The sequence below is a fragment of the Gaiella occulta genome (assembly GCF_003351045.1).
Classification (GTDB): Bacteria; Actinomycetota; Thermoleophilia; order Gaiellales; family Gaiellaceae; genus Gaiella; species Gaiella occulta.
Genome location: NZ_QQZY01000010.1, coordinates 1 through 12646, shown reverse-complemented (window position 1 = coordinate 12646; position 12646 = coordinate 1). Strand labels below are relative to the sequence as shown.

The following is a 12646-nucleotide window of genomic DNA, read 5'->3' as shown; positions in this document are numbered from 1 at the left end:
TCTACTATCGCCGCCTGCTAGAGCGCCTGTTCGTAGTCGAGGTCAGCGGGCAGGCCGAGGTCGTCGTCGTGGCGGACGTGGCCGCGGGCGAGACGGCGGCGGCGTGTGAGCGGGTGCTCGTCTGGCGGGTCGGCGTTGTCGTCCGCCACGATCGCGGCGGCCTGCTCGTCGGCGATCTCGCCGGCCGGAGGGAACGTCGCGACCGCCCAATAGGCGAACGCCCGGCAGGCGTGGTTGTGGATGTTGTCCTCAGGGGTGGTGGCGCCCTGGCGGCGGCGGCCGAGCGCGTCGGTCGGCCACACGTTGTTGCGCATGTGGGCGGCGAAGTCGGCGGCCTTCACGCCGCACACCCGCAGCGGCTTGGGGCTGCCGGCGAGCAGCCGCTTGACGCTGATGATCGAGAAGTCGACCCTGCTTGTGAGGCGTGACGGCGGCCGTCCGATCGAGAACCCCTGCCGCCGGTACTGGTTGACGAACGGCTTGCCGGTCTCGAGGGAGCGGGCCTGGCCGGCGGGGTCGCCGACGCAGCGGATGTGGCGGCTGAACGCCGGTGTCGTCTCAATCTCGGGCAGTCCGAGCTCCTGCAGGTAGAGGCGCAGCTGCTGGGCGACGGCCTCGGGGGTGGCGCTGCTGCCGAACAGGTCGCCCATCTCGAGGATCCCGACGACACGCACCTCCTCGGGGGCGTTCTGCACGACAGGGATCGAGGTGGCGTCGAGGCCGAAGTCCCAGGCGAGCTCGAGCGGCACGACCAGCTTCCCAGTGGCCGCGTCCAACTCGATATCGATGCCGCCGTCGACGACGTGCACGTCGGTCTGGAACTCGCTGTAGACGCGGCCGCCGAGCGCCCGCTCCCGGTCGATGTCGAGCTCGTTCGCGACCTGCTCGTCGGTCTTCCCGATCACGCGGCTGTCGTAGTGGGGGGACGTCAGCCGGCCGGGGTAGCGGTGCGCCCTGGGCTCCCGCGGGTTCCAGCTGACGCCCGCCCGGGTGCCGGCGCACAGGTCGCAGCCGGCGGCGGCGGCGGCCATCTCGACGGTCGGCTGGTCGGCGGCCGCGACACCGGCGACGTGGAGTCCCTCCCGGTAGACGGGGTGCTCCGACCAGTGCAGCCGCAGGTACGTCCACCCTTGCGGCTTCTCGTCGCAGATGCGGGCGTGGAAGTTGTCGTCGCCGTTGACGGTCGACAGCAGCGCCTTCCCGGACGGGCAGGCCTCGTCGAGGGCCGCGTACACCTTCTCGCCGTGCTGCACGAACGCGGCCTCGTCGACGAGGGCTCCGTCGACGGTGTTGCCGCGGCCCGGGTTGTCGGTCTGGCCTTCGCCGTAGACGACGGCGCCGTTGCGGGGGTTCTCGATCTTGGCGGGCTCTCTCGAGAACGGCCGGAACACGAGGTCGCCGAGACCGGGCAGCTTGCCGCGGTCGAGGCGCTGGTCGATGTAGCGCACCTTGCCGAACAGGCTCTTGACGGTGTTGCGGGAGCCGCCGTCGTCGATCTCGCCGCCGTCGACGTGCATCGCGAGGAGCGTCACCTGGTGGTAGTGCACGGCCCACGCGATCGCGGCCGCGAACGCCCACGTCTCGCCGATCTGCCGGGACTTCTCGATCGCGACGTTCGCGAACGCGAGCTCGCCGGTCGTCTGCAGATGGTCGACGTCGATCCACGAGCGGATCGTCAGCTCCTGGTCCGGGAACAGGCGCAGCCGGATCGGCCGGAGCTTCGCCGCCCGTCCTTCGCCGAACTTGGAGGCGATCCACACGTGGCCGGAGTTGAGCCAGCCGATCGGGTCACGCGCGTAGCGTTCGGCCTGGGTGAGCTCGACGTCGCGCCGCTCGTCGGCCGCCCACTGCAGCTCGAGGCCGCGGCGGGCGGCGTCGAGGACGCCGGCGAGCGGGTTGGTCACCGGTGGTGCTTGCCCTGCCGGGCCTTCGCGGCGGCACGCCGGGCGGACCGGTCGCGCCGCTGGGCCGCGTTGCGCAACCGGGCGATGTCGAGGTGCCGCTGGTGGAGGCCGGGCAGTTTGCCCATCAGCTGTCGTCTCCGGTGCCGGCGAGCAGTCTGCCGGCACGGCGGGCGACGGGCACCTCGCCGGCCCGCTTTCGCCTGTCGAGCTCGTCTGCGAGCTCGTTCACGTCGGCGACACCGAGCGCCCGCGGATCCGCCGGCGTGGTCTTCTCGGCGGCCTCGACGGTGAGGACGGCCGCGAGTAGCGGTCCTGCGGTCGCGGCCGCGAGGCCGGCGGCCCAGCCGAGGTAGATCCAGACGGCGGCGATCGCGACGACGTAGCAGGTGCAGGCGGCGACGAGCGCCAGCCGGGGGAACGCGTTCGGGGTCATGTCAGCTGCCCTCCGCAGCAGGTGCATCGGTCGGGGTAGTGCCATCCGGGGGTGCCGTTTGGCGCTTCCGGGTAGTGGCGCCAGCCGCACCCCGGGCAATCTCGCCACGCAGCTCCTCGATCCGCTCGAGCAGCCCTGCTTCCATCTCCCGACCGGACCTGACCGCCTCGTCCAGTAGCGCTCGCCGCACCTTCGCGATCCGGGTCGACGCCCAGTCGTCCGATCGGCCGAAGCGCTGCCCGATCTCCCTCGAGCTCAGCCCAGCCGCGAGGTAGGGCCCGATCTGTTCGAGGATCTCCGTCACCTCCGCCGGCAGCCTGGTCGGGTCGATGTAGGCCAGGATCCTGGTCATCGAGACCGTGGTCTCGCGCGGCGGCGTCGGCGTACCTGGTGTCGACGACTCGCTTCTCACCGTGTCTCCCGTCCCGTTTGTCGAGGTAGTCGCTGAGCAGGAACCCGAGCTTCCAGGCGAGGTAGGCGCCGAGCCGGCTGCCGGAATCCCGCGGCCTGTAGTGGGGCAGCAGCTCGACGACGGCTCCGAGCAGGTACGCGAGTGCGTCGTCGTAGTCGCATGCCTCGATCTGCGCGGCGCGAGGGTTCCGGTTGAGCGTCTTGCGGCAGAGGCCCTCGACGTTGCGGACGGTCTCGCCCTGGTGTTCGAGGTCCCAGACGACGGCGAGCATCCGTCTCGTGTGGGTGTTCGCGATCGCGTGCATCGGCTAGATCCATGTGTCGAGGAGGTCGCGGCTCTTGCCGGTCAGGAGCACTCGGTCGTGCTCGCCCGGCCAGTCGACGTAGCCCTGCCTGGCGAGGACGCGGAGGGCGGCCCGGATGACGGCGGCGGGCTGCGCGAGCTGCGTCTCGAGCTGCTGGACGGTCATCTGATCGCCGGCGAGGCTCAGGAGCGGCGGGATCGTGCCGGCGACCGCGGCGACAACGCTGATGTGGGCGCCGCGGCCGAGCATCAGCGGCGCTCCTTCTCGCTCACGTACACCGGGGTGTCAGTTGCTGGGGCGGCGGCACCTGACGGTGCTTCCTCCGCCGCCCCGAGACCCGAGCGGCCGTCGAGGCGCGCGACCACCTGGTCGATGTCGAGGCCGAGCAGCCGCCCGTACTCGCCGGCCCCCAGCCGCAATCCCGCCCGAGCGTTCACGCGGCCCCCTGATCGACAGCGACGAGGCCGCCGAGCGCGTCGTCGAGGGCACGCATGAAGTCGTCCCGCCGATCGGAAGGCACGAATCGGCCGGCGACCACGAACACGGCCGACACGATCGCCTGCACATCCGTGATCTCCACCCGGTTGGTCGCCTGCCCCTCGATCAGCTGCTCGAGGTGCGCGTACCGCGGCAGCGCCCGCACCGCCACGTTCGGGTCGATCTCCGTCGCCGGGTCGAGCACGATGTCGCGGAGACGGTCGGTCGCGAGGACCGTCCGGGTGTTCCGGTCGGCCAGCGAACGCACCGCCGCCCGCAGCGCCTCCGACGCCGCCCTGTTGTCAGCGTCGGCGGCAGCCTCGAGCCAGCCGTCGCGCTTGGCCCACTTGCGGACGGTGACCTCTGAGACGGCGAACTCGCGCGAAATCCGTGCGTAAGACCGCTCGTCGGGGCCGAGGGTGACGTAGCGGGCCTTGGCGCGGCCCCAGTCGACGCGTGTGCGTTGCGGCGGTGTCGTGGTCATACGGGCGGTCAGGGTAGAGGTTTTTTTTTCGGAATCAAGCTGGCGTTCTGGGTGTGAGGGTGGGTTCGCCTGCTGGCCTGCCGGTGAGGCGGGCGATCTCGGTGGTGACGGTGGTGTTGGGGGCGACGCGCGGCTCGTCTGTGTGGACGTTGGCGATGTGGTCGTCGAGTCTGGCGGCGGTCTTGGTCGTGACGCCGCAGTGGGGGCAGGCGTGGGGGTGGTTGGGGCTGGTGGATCGTGTGCCGACGGCTCCGGCTGCGAGTTCGGTGCGGGGGCTGTTCGGGAGCTCGCCGGCCTGGTATTTCGTCCAGGCGAGGGCGCCGGGTTTGCGGCAGGTGGGGTCTGCTTCGAGTTGTTCGAGGAGCTGTGTGGCGATGTCGAGTCCTCGGCCTGTGGTGGCTTCGGCGATCTGGCTGTCGTTCCAGCCGGCTGTTCGGAGTCGGGCAGCAGCAGCGTCCGCGCTGTTGTTGGGCGCGGGCTGCTGGCTGCTGGTTGCAGTCTGCAGTGAAGGTGAAGGTGGTTTTCGCGCGCGCGCGCGAGGATTCGGAACCCCTTCGGGAACCCCTTCCGCGATCGGCTTTGATAAGCCGTTTTCTACCCCTTTCGGAAGGGGTTTCGGAACCCCTTCGGGAACCCCTTCGGGAACCCCTTCGAAAAGGGGTTCGGGTAGTCCTTCGGTGAGGGCGGCGTCGTCGCCGGGGATGGGGTCGAAGATGTGGGGGTATTCGGCGGCGAGGGTGGCGCGGATGCGGGGCGACTGGATCTCGAGGTATTGGCGTTTGGCGGCCTTGAGGAGGTTCGGCTGCTTCTCGACCTCGTCGTGTTTGATGAACGTTCGGACGAGCACCTCGGCGGTCTCCTGGTCGAGGATGACGAACCCGGCGCGGTCGAGTCTGCGCATGAGGTCGTTGACGCGGCCGATGGTGAGGCCGGCGGCGAGGCGGGCCCAGCGTGTGACGACGTAGGGCAGCACGCCGCAGTTGTTGATCTGGGGTTGTGAGAGCAGGAGCACGTAGGCCCATTGTTCTTCTGGCCCGAGGAGCTTCCAGTCGTGGTCGCCCCAGACGCTGCCCTTGACCTTGGCGAAGGCTCGGGCCATCTCTCAGCCGGCGATCCGGTAGCTGTGGACGTGTAGGCCGACCGTGTGCGTGACTTTCTCGTCGCCGTCGGGGCCGATGCGGAGCGCCCATCCGTGCTTGCCGACGGTGGCGGTGACGCGCAGCTCGACTTCGTCGCCGAAGCGGAGGCTCGCGTAGTGGTCGAGCTGCTCTTCGTCGACCATGCTGATCGCGACCTGGCCGCCGAACGCGAGCTTGAGCACGTTGGCGCGGCGGCCGTCGAGCTTGGGGACGGGCCGGTCGTAGGGCTTCGTGTCGAACAGCTCTCCGGTGTCGGGGTCGACGCCGTGAGCGCGTGCCATGACGTCGTGGATGTGCTGTGTCGCCTCGTCGGATTCGAGCGGCACTGTGGTGCCGTCGGGCATGACGAGTCCGGCGGCGGTGTCTGTTGCGGTCATGCTGTGTGCCTCCTTGCGTTGGGTACGAGGTCGTGGTCGAGCTCGTGGAGTAGGTGTGTGCGGGCTGCGTATTGGGCGGCGGTCCAGCCGTCGACGTGGCCGCGAGCTTGGAGGACGCGCGCGAGCTCCTGGTAGTGGCGTGGTCTGACGACGTAGACCTCGACGTGGGCTTCCAGGAGCGCTCTGATCCAGCGCTTCTGATCGGCTGTGAGCCTGCCGTTCTCTCGTTTCAGCTCGAGGAGGACGAGACGGTCGCGGACGAGGGCGAGGTCTGGCCAGCCTGGTTCGGAGCGGCGGCTGTCGTAGATGTGCATGGGCCGCTGCCAGCCGAATGTGTTCGCGAGGTCGATGACCTGGCGCTGCCAGTCCTTTTCGAGGATGTCGTCGAGCGCGATCGCGGCGGCTGTCTTCACTCCCCGTCCTCCCAGTCGGTCGTGGCGAAGAGGTGGAGCCGCCCTATCCGCAGGTGCTTCATGCGAGCACCGGCTCGGGGTCGAGGTTGACGGCGGTCCGCTCGACGATCGCTTCCGCCGGGAGGGGGACGATGCTGCCGAGGACGCGGCCGTCGCCTGTGTGCCATCCGTCGTGGTAGCGGGCCTGACGGCGCCACCAGCGCACGACGAGTTGTCCGTCGAAGGTGTCGATGCGGTCGATGACGACTCGGCTACCCCGTGGAAGGGTGATGGTGTCGCCGGGCCGAAGCTGGTCGACGCGCACGAGCGCCATCAGGCGTCCCTGTTCACGTAGGCGAGGTCGGCGATGGGGTCGGGCCGCTGCTTTACGTGAGCGTCCATCAGAACCCGATCGGGAAGCCGTGGTCGTCGGTGTCTGGCAGCCTGCGCTCGGATCGGCTTGCGGGGGCCTGGTAGCCGACGAGCGTCCAGCCGGCGTTCCGCTTCCACTGCACCAGGGCGAGTGCCCGCAGCCGCCGCCCCATCTGAGCTCCCTCGGTGCGGCACCATTCGCAGCGAAGATCTCGATCGTGGCCGCGGCCGCCTTGGCCGCGGCGGAAGGAGTGCAGGGCCGCCCCCAGCTCGTCATTCGTCACGGGCTGCCGGCGTCTGATGTGCTCGAGCGCGACCCGCTGCCTGGGCGTGAGCTTGACGGCCGGTAGGACGAGCGGCTCGCCGAGGAGGTCCGTCGGCTCGTTCACGCCGCCTCCTCGAGCTCGACGTCGACGACGACAAGGAGTCGGCCGGCGAGATCAGCGGTGATCGTGCCAGGCCCGTGCCTGAGGAGCCGCGAGCACGTTCCTCCGGGTACGCCCGTCGCTTCCGCCAGCCGCGACGCCGGGTGGTCCTGCCGGCCAAGCCAAGGCGACAGTTGCTCGAGCACCGTCGCCCAGGCGACCGTCCGCCGGCGTGGTATCCGCGCGCGCGTACTCCGCGTGATCTCGGCGCGCCGCTCGGCCAATGCCGGGTCGTGGTTGAAGCAGTAGTCGGAGCCGGCCATCGCCGGCTTCTGGCAGGGCGACCCCTTCCGGGGAGCTTGCGTGCTGACGCCCTTGCACGCCGGCCGGTAGCGACCCTCGGTCTCCTTCAGCCAGCGCCGGTAGGCGGCTACCGCCTCGCCTGTCTCGCCGAGCGCGCGCCGGCGGCGTCCGTGCTTCGTGTTCCGGATGGCGAGGGCCTCGCTCCGCGACCTCAGCGGCAGCCCGCGATCGCGGAACAGGCCGTCAAGCGACGTCGCCGCCGCCGCCGCGCTCGCATACCCGAGCCGCTGCCAGTAGCGGCGGCCGAGCTCCCGCACCGACACGACCTCGGTCACGTACAGGTGGTGTAGGGCCCGCAGCTGCGGTTCCGTGACCTTCGCGTAGACACCCTTCGGCCTGCCGCCGCGGCGGCCGTGCCTCGCGGGCAGCGGGCCTACCTCGGCGATGTAGTGGTCGCCGGAGTGGCGGGCGCGGCAGACGCCGCACAGTCGCCTGCGCCGGATCACGCCCGCGAAGACGAACTCGTCGCCGGCGAGCCCGCAGAGGGCGGTGGCGCCGTCGGATGCGGTGGGGATGTGCCAGAGCGCGTCGACGCCGGCGACGACGACCACGGGAGCGCCGACCTCGACTCTCACGCGGCCCGCCGCATCTCGTGCAGTCCGAGCAGCGCCGCCAGCCTGCCGTCCACCTGGATCACCCACTGCGACACCGCCTGGCGCGTCACACCATCCCGGCCAGCGATCTCGTCCTGCGTCATCCCGAGCACCCGATGGTCAAACCAGGCTTCCCGCTGACGGTCGGGCAGATCGAGGGCTGTCAGGGGCGGCAGCAGCTCCCACGCGCGCGCGTGCAGACCGCATGCGGGACGGACGCTCATCCCGCGTCGGCCTCGAAGCAAGGGACAGTCCGGTTCTCCAGCCGATCCAGCCCGAGCGCGTCGGCGATCGCCGCGAGCTCCGCCGGCGACGCCACCATGCGGCCGCGCTCGATCTGCGACAGCGTCCCCTTGTTGATGCCGGTGCGGTCTTGCAGCTGCCGAAGCGTCGTCCGGGACCCCATCCGGATCTCACGGAGGGTGCGCAGCAGCGGCGGCATCACAGCACCTCCCGCACGTGGTTGTAACCCTGCTCGGTGTCGCCTCCACGCTTTCTGCGTGTGCTGACAAGCCCGCACCCGCCGGGGCACTGGTAGAGCTTCCTGCCGCCGGGGAACACGACGACGGGTTCGGGGGTGTGGGTGGCGTGCCCGCAGGCGAGCGGGAGCGGGCCGACGGTGCCGGTGCCGGCGCCGCGTGCGGCGCGGGATGGGGTGGTGCCGGAGCGGGCGCCCGACGACGGCATCAGGCGGCCGCCCGGGTGCTGTTGCGGATGGCCTCGCCGAAGACCTCGACGAACCGGTCCCAGGTGACGAACGGGAGCAGGTTTAGGGTCGCGGCGATGATCTCGCGATCTAGGCTGGTCACGGCTCCCACCTGCCTCGCCGCCGGTTCGCCTCCCGCGCGATCTCCGTGTGGTGGGCGCACAGGCCCGCGTACTTGCCGCCGGCGGCGGGCAGCCGGGGCGACTCGCATCCCGCCGCTCTGCACGTCCGCGCCTGCGCTCTGCCCGGATCGTCGCCGTCGAGCAGATGGGCGAGCTCTCCCGGCGCAGGCTCGAGGACGGGCGGCGTGCCGGTGTGGCCGCGGTCGCAGTAGCCGCCCCGCACCCTGGCCTCGCCCGGGCACCCGGGCCAGGCGCAGTCGTGGGAGCAGCCGAGCTCCTGGGCGCCGATCGCTGTCACACGACCCCCCCGGCTGTATGATCGTTGCCCAACGAGGAGGCGCTATGTCGGCTCGAACCGTGACGATCATTTTCGCCAGCGGCAACCAGAAGCTCGTCTGCGACACAGAGGAGATCGGAAAGATCGTCGCGCTGATCAGCGAATGCGATCTCGCCGCAGGCACAATCGAAGCCTTCGAGAGGGGTGCTGAGACCGGGAGGGTGACATTCTCGCCCGAACAGAAGCGCCCGCTCTACGACGCCCTCGATTGCGTGCTGGTTGAACGCAGCAGGGATGGCCTGGGAGAAGTCGGATTCGATCTCCGATCCAAGCTCGAGGCAGACCTCTATCACGCCAGCGGTAACGGGTAGCCTGGTCACTCGGAGGCCTTCGCAATGCGGTCGACGCAGGTCGTCATCGCAACCCGCACGCTCCCGCAGTCCCCCACTCGCGCCACGAGCCGAGACCGTCGCCCATCCTGCCAGCCCCCATGTCCCAGATGCGGTAGGCGCGGTACAGCTGCTCGCGCGGCGACGCATCCGACGGCAGACCCGAGCCGCCGGCACGCCTCCATGTTGACACCAGGAACTGCATTCCGCCGAAGTAGGGGGACGGGCGTCCCTGCCAGTCTCGTCCGGCGCGATGCCAGTCGACGCTCTCGTGCCGGTGAATGCACATGGCCTGCCGGAGCCATGCGCCGGGCGGCTGCCACTGCTTCGGCATCGGCGTCGGCCGGTAGGTATGGGCTGCTTGCGCAAGCGCGCGCGGAACAATCGCAAGAATGGCAAACAGGGTGGTGATCGCGAGTATGGTCAGCATGCGTCTCAGGTCACCTTCTCCAGTCGGTTGCTTTCCCCGGCAACGGGCTCGGGGTTGGGCAGCGGCCTGCGGCAGTAGCGGCAGAGGCCGGTGGCGCATGGGTCGAGATGGTCGCGGCGGTAGGCGCCCCAGAAGTGAGGCTGGACGGAGGGGTCGCACACGTGCGCGAGCGGCAGCGGCGACGCGAACGTGACCGCCCTCGACGGGTGCATCCGGTAGATGAGGTCGCCGGCGCGGGCGGTCACGCCGCCTCCCCCGTGAGCAGCCGAAGCGCGAGCGCAGCCTGCTGCGGCACGACGGCGTTGCCCAACATCCTGAGCCGGTGCGTCCGGGCCGGGCCCGCCGTCCAGCCTGCGGGCAGCCCCATCATCCATTCGACGAACTCGGGCATCAGTCGTCCTCGATCGTCAGTTGGCCGGGGTGCTGGCCGTCGGAGCGAACGTTCCCACCGCCGGATCGCTGGTTCGTACGCGCCCCAAGCGACGTCCTCTCGACCGCGTCCGTCAGGGTCACGTTCGACGGGTTGCTGCCGCCAGACGACCTGGAGTCCATCGCGGTCGGCGTCGGCAGCAACGAAGAACAGCCGCGCCCTTCGGTGAGGAGCTCCGGCGTCGGAAGCTCGAACAACTCCCCACCGCACATGCATCCCCACTCGGGCAAGGTCGGAGAGCACGGCGTCGAACCCGAGTCGAAGGTGACCTGCGACGTTCTCAGCGACGACGACTCGGGGTCGTAGAAGGCGAATGAGTCGCGCGAACTCGGGCCACAGATGCCTGTCATCGTCTTCTCCGCGCCGCCGTCCAGCAACGGAGAACGGCTGGCACGGATACCCGCCGCACAGCACGTCGACGCGGGGTGTTCCGCCGTCGAGGTCGCGCACGTCGGGCAGGATCGGGACTCCGGGCCAGTGCCGCTCGAGGACGGCGCGGCAGTGCTGGTCGGCCTCGCAGAACCATTCGGGCGTGCCTCCGACGGCGAGGTCGAGGCCGCCGATGCCGGCGAACAGGGAGCCGACATTCACGCCGCCCCCTTGCTGCCGGCGTCCTCGCCCAAGAGTGCTGGCAGCCCGTACCGTTCGACGGCCGCCGCCAACGCGCGCAGCCCGTCCGGCGTGATCCGCACCAGCTGGTAGTAGCGTCCGTCGAACTTCTCCGCTGTCACCCACCCGTGGCGGAGCAGCTGCTCGGTCGGCCCCATCGGCCACGACAAGCCCGCCGCGCCGGAGCCGAGCTTCAGCAGGAAGCCGAACTGGCGTGCGGTCGGGACTCTCACGCTGCCCGTCTCAGCTTGCGGCGCGCCCGGAAAAGGGAGTTGTCGACGACCTTCCACGGCAGCGCCATCTCCTCGTACGACAGGCCGCAGGTGGCGCTGACGACGCAGCGGCGCTCGAGCGCGGACAGGTCGGAGTCGATCGCCCGCATCAGCCTGCGCAGCCGGTCGCGCTGCTCGGCCACGTCGGCGACCTGGTGGGCGCTCGCGATCGTTGCCGCGGCGTCGACGTCTCGGTCGTCGCGGCGGATGACGCGCACGGAGTCGGTGAGCACGGTGTGCTTGCCGCGCGTCGCGCCGCGCAGGCAGTCCGCGAGATGGCGCTCGACGACCAGGCGGGCGAACGGCGGGAACGGCCCCTGCTCGGCCCGGTAGGAGCGGCAGGCGAACCACAGGCCGATGAGGGCCTCCTGCTGGACGTCGTCGCGGTCGGCTCCGGGCAGCCGGTAGGAGCGGGCGGCGGCGAGCGCGAGCCCGCGGTGCTCGTGCCACAAGGAGACGGCGGTCACTCGGTCCCCCGCGCCATCCAGTAGACGGCGAGCGCGAACGCCGCCAGCACGAGCACGACGGAGAGGACGAGGCCGGCGAGGAGACGCAGGTCTCGGTCGCCGCGACGAGTTACAAGCGGGGGAAGACCGCGCTCACAGGTGCTAGGGGAATCTTTCGCGGGTTCGATTCCCGCCGCCTCCATCAATCGGCTCAGTAGAGCCGTTTCACTGGTCGGCTTCGGGAGGAACGATTTGTTCCTCCCGTCGCTGTTCCAGCCAACGAGGGATCATCTGCGCTCCTGGAAGATGCAGAGAGCGTTCTCGAAGTCCGCGCTGTCGTAGGGCGTCCCGCGCCAGTCAATCCCCACGCGGGAGGCGACCGTCTTCCATTCCTGCGTCCAGCGGACGAGAAGCTGTTCGCAGGCGTCGCTGTTCTCGCGAGTGACCGGGATACCCCAGATGCGCTCGAACCCGGCCGCCGGCCCCTGCGAGTCGGCCAGGTAAGCCCGAGTCGGTCGGTAGCCGACTCCGTCCACTTTGAGCATCCCGCCCCGCACGAGAGCATCGAAGTTCGTTGTTCGCCGCCAGCTGAGGGCGATCACGCGAATCTCCCCGGACCCGATCACCGAAATTCCCCAGGTGAGCGGCGGGTCGACCGGGGGCGATCGTAGCTGAACCCGGCGGGGCTCGCTGCTCCTCGATGAAGCGAGCGAGACCCGCCGGGCGGGCCCGCAGGGCCCGCCCTCGCGGACGCGTCAGTCGGCTTCGACCTCGAAAGAGGCCGACCGATCGGTCGCGGCGAGCGCTCGCAGGGCCGCAGATCGCCTCTCAGCGCCTCGATTTCGGCACCGGCGCCCGCGATCGCGCCCTTGCGGCCCCTCGGCGGCCTCTCGCGACCTCGGGCGGGTCGATCGCGCCGCCCTCGGCGCGGCTCTGGGCGCCGCTCAGCGCCGCGAGGCCGCCCGCAGCGCCTCCGATCTGGCGCGGTGGGCGCGCATGCGGTAGCTCTCGCCCTCGATCTGGAGGACGACCGAGCGGTGCAGCAGCCGGTCGAGCATGGCGGCGGCGATCATCGGGTCGTCGAAGATCTCGCCCCAGCTCGGGATGCCGCGGTTGGTGGTGAGGACGATGGAGCCCTTCAGGTAGCGGCGCTGGACGACCTCGAAGAGGGCGGCGGCTCCTTCGGCCTGCAGCGGGAGGTACCCGAGCTCGTCGATCACGAGCAGCGCGGGGCCGCAGTAGAAGCGCATGGCGGTTGCCCAGCGGCCCTCGAGCGCGGCCCGGTGGCAGCGGGCGGCGAGGTCGGCGGCGGAGGTGTAGTAGACGCGGTAGCCCGCCTCGACCGTCTGC

Annotated in this window: 26 protein-coding genes; 1 reads left to right on the top strand and 25 read right to left on the bottom strand. The window is 70.4% G+C overall.

What is annotated here, in order from left to right; all coding sequences use genetic code 11:
* Window positions 1-17: 17 nt before the first annotated feature.
* From Gocc_RS14475 to Gocc_RS14415, 18 genes are all read right to left on the bottom strand, one after another.
* Window positions 18-1904: a hypothetical protein gene (locus tag Gocc_RS14475; RefSeq protein ID WP_114797290.1), complete on the bottom strand. Its 1887-nt coding sequence runs from the start codon at window positions 1902-1904 to the stop codon at window positions 18-20.
* On the bottom strand, window positions 1901-2029 hold the full coding sequence (locus Gocc_RS16990; RefSeq protein ID WP_281268465.1) for a hypothetical protein: 129 nt from the start codon (window positions 2027-2029) through the stop codon (window positions 1901-1903). The genes Gocc_RS14475 and Gocc_RS16990 overlap by 4 nt, the downstream gene beginning before the upstream one ends.
* Window positions 2029-2337 (bottom strand): hypothetical protein, encoded by a 309-nt coding sequence (locus Gocc_RS14470; RefSeq protein ID WP_114797289.1) that lies wholly within the window; start codon window positions 2335-2337, stop codon window positions 2029-2031. The genes Gocc_RS16990 and Gocc_RS14470 overlap by 1 nt, the downstream gene beginning before the upstream one ends.
* Window position 2338: 1 nt before the next feature.
* Window positions 2339-2689, bottom strand: coding sequence for a hypothetical protein (locus tag Gocc_RS14465; protein WP_114797288.1), 351 nt, complete (start codon window positions 2687-2689; stop codon window positions 2339-2341).
* 367 nt (window positions 2690-3056) lie between these two features.
* Entirely contained in the window at window positions 3057-3302 is a 246-nt protein-coding gene (locus Gocc_RS14460) for a hypothetical protein (RefSeq protein WP_114797287.1), read from the bottom strand.
* Window positions 3302-3490, bottom strand: coding sequence for a hypothetical protein (locus tag Gocc_RS15830; protein ID WP_147281335.1), 189 nt, complete (start codon window positions 3488-3490; stop codon window positions 3302-3304). The genes Gocc_RS14460 and Gocc_RS15830 overlap by 1 nt, the downstream gene beginning before the upstream one ends.
* Complete coding sequence (locus tag Gocc_RS14455; protein ID WP_114797286.1) at window positions 3487-4014, bottom strand: hypothetical protein; 528 nt, start codon at window positions 4012-4014, stop codon at window positions 3487-3489. The genes Gocc_RS15830 and Gocc_RS14455 overlap by 4 nt, the downstream gene beginning before the upstream one ends.
* 34 nt (window positions 4015-4048) lie before the next feature.
* Window positions 4049-5113, bottom strand: a complete 1065-nt coding sequence (locus Gocc_RS15825; protein ID WP_147281334.1) for a hypothetical protein — start codon at window positions 5111-5113, stop codon at window positions 4049-4051.
* Between the two features lie 3 nt (window positions 5114-5116).
* The gene (locus Gocc_RS14445) at window positions 5117-5530 is read right to left on the bottom strand and encodes a hypothetical protein (protein ID WP_114797284.1); all 414 of its coding nucleotides are present in this window, start codon (window positions 5528-5530) and stop codon (window positions 5117-5119) included.
* Window positions 5527-5943 (bottom strand): VRR-NUC domain-containing protein, encoded by a 417-nt coding sequence (locus tag Gocc_RS14440; RefSeq protein WP_114797283.1) that lies wholly within the window; start codon window positions 5941-5943, stop codon window positions 5527-5529. Before Gocc_RS14440 ends, Gocc_RS14445 begins: the two co-directional genes overlap by 4 nt.
* A 58-nt stretch (window positions 5944-6001) precedes the next feature.
* On the bottom strand, window positions 6002-6256 hold the full coding sequence (locus Gocc_RS14435; protein WP_114797282.1) for a hypothetical protein: 255 nt from the start codon (window positions 6254-6256) through the stop codon (window positions 6002-6004).
* A gap of 67 nt (window positions 6257-6323) precedes the next feature.
* On the bottom strand, window positions 6324-6683 hold the full coding sequence (locus tag Gocc_RS14430) for a hypothetical protein (RefSeq protein WP_114797281.1): 360 nt from the start codon (window positions 6681-6683) through the stop codon (window positions 6324-6326).
* Window positions 6680-7597 carry a hypothetical protein gene (locus Gocc_RS14425; protein WP_147281333.1) on the bottom strand — a complete coding sequence of 306 codons (918 nt, stop codon included), beginning with the start codon at window positions 7595-7597 and terminating at the stop codon, window positions 6680-6682. Before Gocc_RS14425 ends, Gocc_RS14430 begins: the two co-directional genes overlap by 4 nt.
* Complete coding sequence (locus Gocc_RS15820) at window positions 7594-7839, bottom strand: sigma-70 RNA polymerase sigma factor region 4 domain-containing protein (protein WP_147281332.1); 246 nt, start codon at window positions 7837-7839, stop codon at window positions 7594-7596. The genes Gocc_RS14425 and Gocc_RS15820 overlap by 4 nt, the downstream gene beginning before the upstream one ends.
* Window positions 7836-8057, bottom strand: coding sequence for a helix-turn-helix domain-containing protein (locus tag Gocc_RS14420; protein WP_147281331.1), 222 nt, complete (start codon window positions 8055-8057; stop codon window positions 7836-7838). Before Gocc_RS14420 ends, Gocc_RS15820 begins: the two co-directional genes overlap by 4 nt.
* On the bottom strand, window positions 8057-8302 hold the full coding sequence (locus Gocc_RS15815; RefSeq protein ID WP_147281330.1) for a hypothetical protein: 246 nt from the start codon (window positions 8300-8302) through the stop codon (window positions 8057-8059). Before Gocc_RS15815 ends, Gocc_RS14420 begins: the two co-directional genes overlap by 1 nt.
* A complete protein-coding gene (locus Gocc_RS16985) occupies window positions 8302-8424 on the bottom strand; it encodes a hypothetical protein (RefSeq protein WP_281268464.1) in 123 nt (40 codons plus the stop codon). Before Gocc_RS16985 ends, Gocc_RS15815 begins: the two co-directional genes overlap by 1 nt.
* Window positions 8421-8741: a hypothetical protein gene (locus tag Gocc_RS14415; protein WP_114797278.1), complete on the bottom strand. Its 321-nt coding sequence runs from the start codon at window positions 8739-8741 to the stop codon at window positions 8421-8423. Before Gocc_RS14415 ends, Gocc_RS16985 begins: the two co-directional genes overlap by 4 nt.
* A gap of 59 nt (window positions 8742-8800) precedes the next feature.
* Here Gocc_RS14415 and Gocc_RS14410 point away from each other — a divergent pair, with 59 nt between their 5' ends.
* On the top strand, window positions 8801-9091 hold the full coding sequence (locus tag Gocc_RS14410) for a hypothetical protein (protein WP_147281329.1): 291 nt from the start codon (window positions 8801-8803) through the stop codon (window positions 9089-9091).
* A 43-nt stretch (window positions 9092-9134) separates the two neighbouring features.
* On the opposite strand, the gene Gocc_RS14405 is transcribed toward Gocc_RS14410, so the two are convergent.
* The 7 genes from Gocc_RS14405 to Gocc_RS14375 all read right to left on the bottom strand — a co-directional run.
* A complete protein-coding gene (locus Gocc_RS14405; protein WP_220150653.1) occupies window positions 9135-9539 on the bottom strand; it encodes a transglycosylase family protein in 405 nt (134 codons plus the stop codon).
* A 5-nt stretch (window positions 9540-9544) separates the two neighbouring features.
* A complete protein-coding gene (locus Gocc_RS15810; protein ID WP_147281328.1) occupies window positions 9545-9784 on the bottom strand; it encodes a hypothetical protein in 240 nt (79 codons plus the stop codon).
* On the bottom strand, window positions 9781-10560 hold the full coding sequence (locus Gocc_RS14400; protein WP_114797275.1) for a DNA cytosine methyltransferase: 780 nt from the start codon (window positions 10558-10560) through the stop codon (window positions 9781-9783). The genes Gocc_RS15810 and Gocc_RS14400 overlap by 4 nt, the downstream gene beginning before the upstream one ends.
* Complete coding sequence (locus Gocc_RS14395; protein WP_114797274.1) at window positions 10557-10811, bottom strand: hypothetical protein; 255 nt, start codon at window positions 10809-10811, stop codon at window positions 10557-10559. The genes Gocc_RS14400 and Gocc_RS14395 overlap by 4 nt, the downstream gene beginning before the upstream one ends.
* Complete coding sequence (locus Gocc_RS14390) at window positions 10808-11317, bottom strand: sigma-70 family RNA polymerase sigma factor (protein WP_181813724.1); 510 nt, start codon at window positions 11315-11317, stop codon at window positions 10808-10810. The genes Gocc_RS14395 and Gocc_RS14390 overlap by 4 nt, the downstream gene beginning before the upstream one ends.
* 266 nt (window positions 11318-11583) lie before the next feature.
* Window positions 11584-11898, bottom strand: a complete 315-nt coding sequence (locus Gocc_RS14380) for a hypothetical protein (RefSeq protein ID WP_147281327.1) — start codon at window positions 11896-11898, stop codon at window positions 11584-11586.
* A 342-nt stretch (window positions 11899-12240) separates the two neighbouring features.
* Window positions 12241-12646 (bottom strand): ATP-binding protein (locus Gocc_RS14375; RefSeq protein ID WP_181813723.1); only part of this gene is annotated, 406 nt, incomplete at its 5' end.

What these genes read in the sequence shown, in the direction of transcription:
- Gocc_RS16990 (WP_281268465.1), bottom strand. Translation starts at nt 2,029, where the DNA reads ATGGGCAAACTGCCCGGCCTCCACCAGCGGCACCTCGACATCGCCCGG.
- Gocc_RS14470 (WP_114797289.1), bottom strand. Translation starts at nt 2,337, where the DNA reads ATGACCCCGAACGCGTTCCCCCGGCTGGCGCTCGTCGCCGCCTGCACC.
- Gocc_RS14455 (WP_114797286.1), bottom strand. Translation starts at nt 4,014, where the DNA reads ATGACCACGACACCGCCGCAACGCACACGCGTCGACTGGGGCCGCGCC.
- Gocc_RS15825 (WP_147281334.1), bottom strand. Translation starts at nt 5,113, where the DNA reads ATGGCCCGAGCCTTCGCCAAGGTCAAGGGCAGCGTCTGGGGCGACCAC.
- Gocc_RS15815 (WP_147281330.1), bottom strand. Translation starts at nt 8,302, where the DNA reads ATGCCGTCGTCGGGCGCCCGCTCCGGCACCACCCCATCCCGCGCCGCA.
- Gocc_RS14435 (WP_114797282.1), bottom strand. Translation starts at nt 6,256, where the DNA reads ATGGCGCTCGTGCGCGTCGACCAGCTTCGGCCCGGCGACACCATCACC.
- Gocc_RS14405 (WP_220150653.1), bottom strand. Translation starts at nt 9,539, where the DNA reads ATGCTGACCATACTCGCGATCACCACCCTGTTTGCCATTCTTGCGATT.
- Gocc_RS14445 (WP_114797284.1), bottom strand. Translation starts at nt 5,530, where the DNA reads ATGACCGCAACAGACACCGCCGCCGGACTCGTCATGCCCGACGGCACC.
- Gocc_RS14460 (WP_114797287.1), bottom strand. Translation starts at nt 3,302, where the DNA reads ATGCTCGGCCGCGGCGCCCACATCAGCGTTGTCGCCGCGGTCGCCGGC.
- Gocc_RS14420 (WP_147281331.1), bottom strand. Translation starts at nt 8,057, where the DNA reads ATGCCGCCGCTGCTGCGCACCCTCCGTGAGATCCGGATGGGGTCCCGG.
- Gocc_RS15820 (WP_147281332.1), bottom strand. Translation starts at nt 7,839, where the DNA reads ATGAGCGTCCGTCCCGCATGCGGTCTGCACGCGCGCGCGTGGGAGCTG.
- Gocc_RS14465 (WP_114797288.1), bottom strand. Translation starts at nt 2,689, where the DNA reads ATGACCAGGATCCTGGCCTACATCGACCCGACCAGGCTGCCGGCGGAG.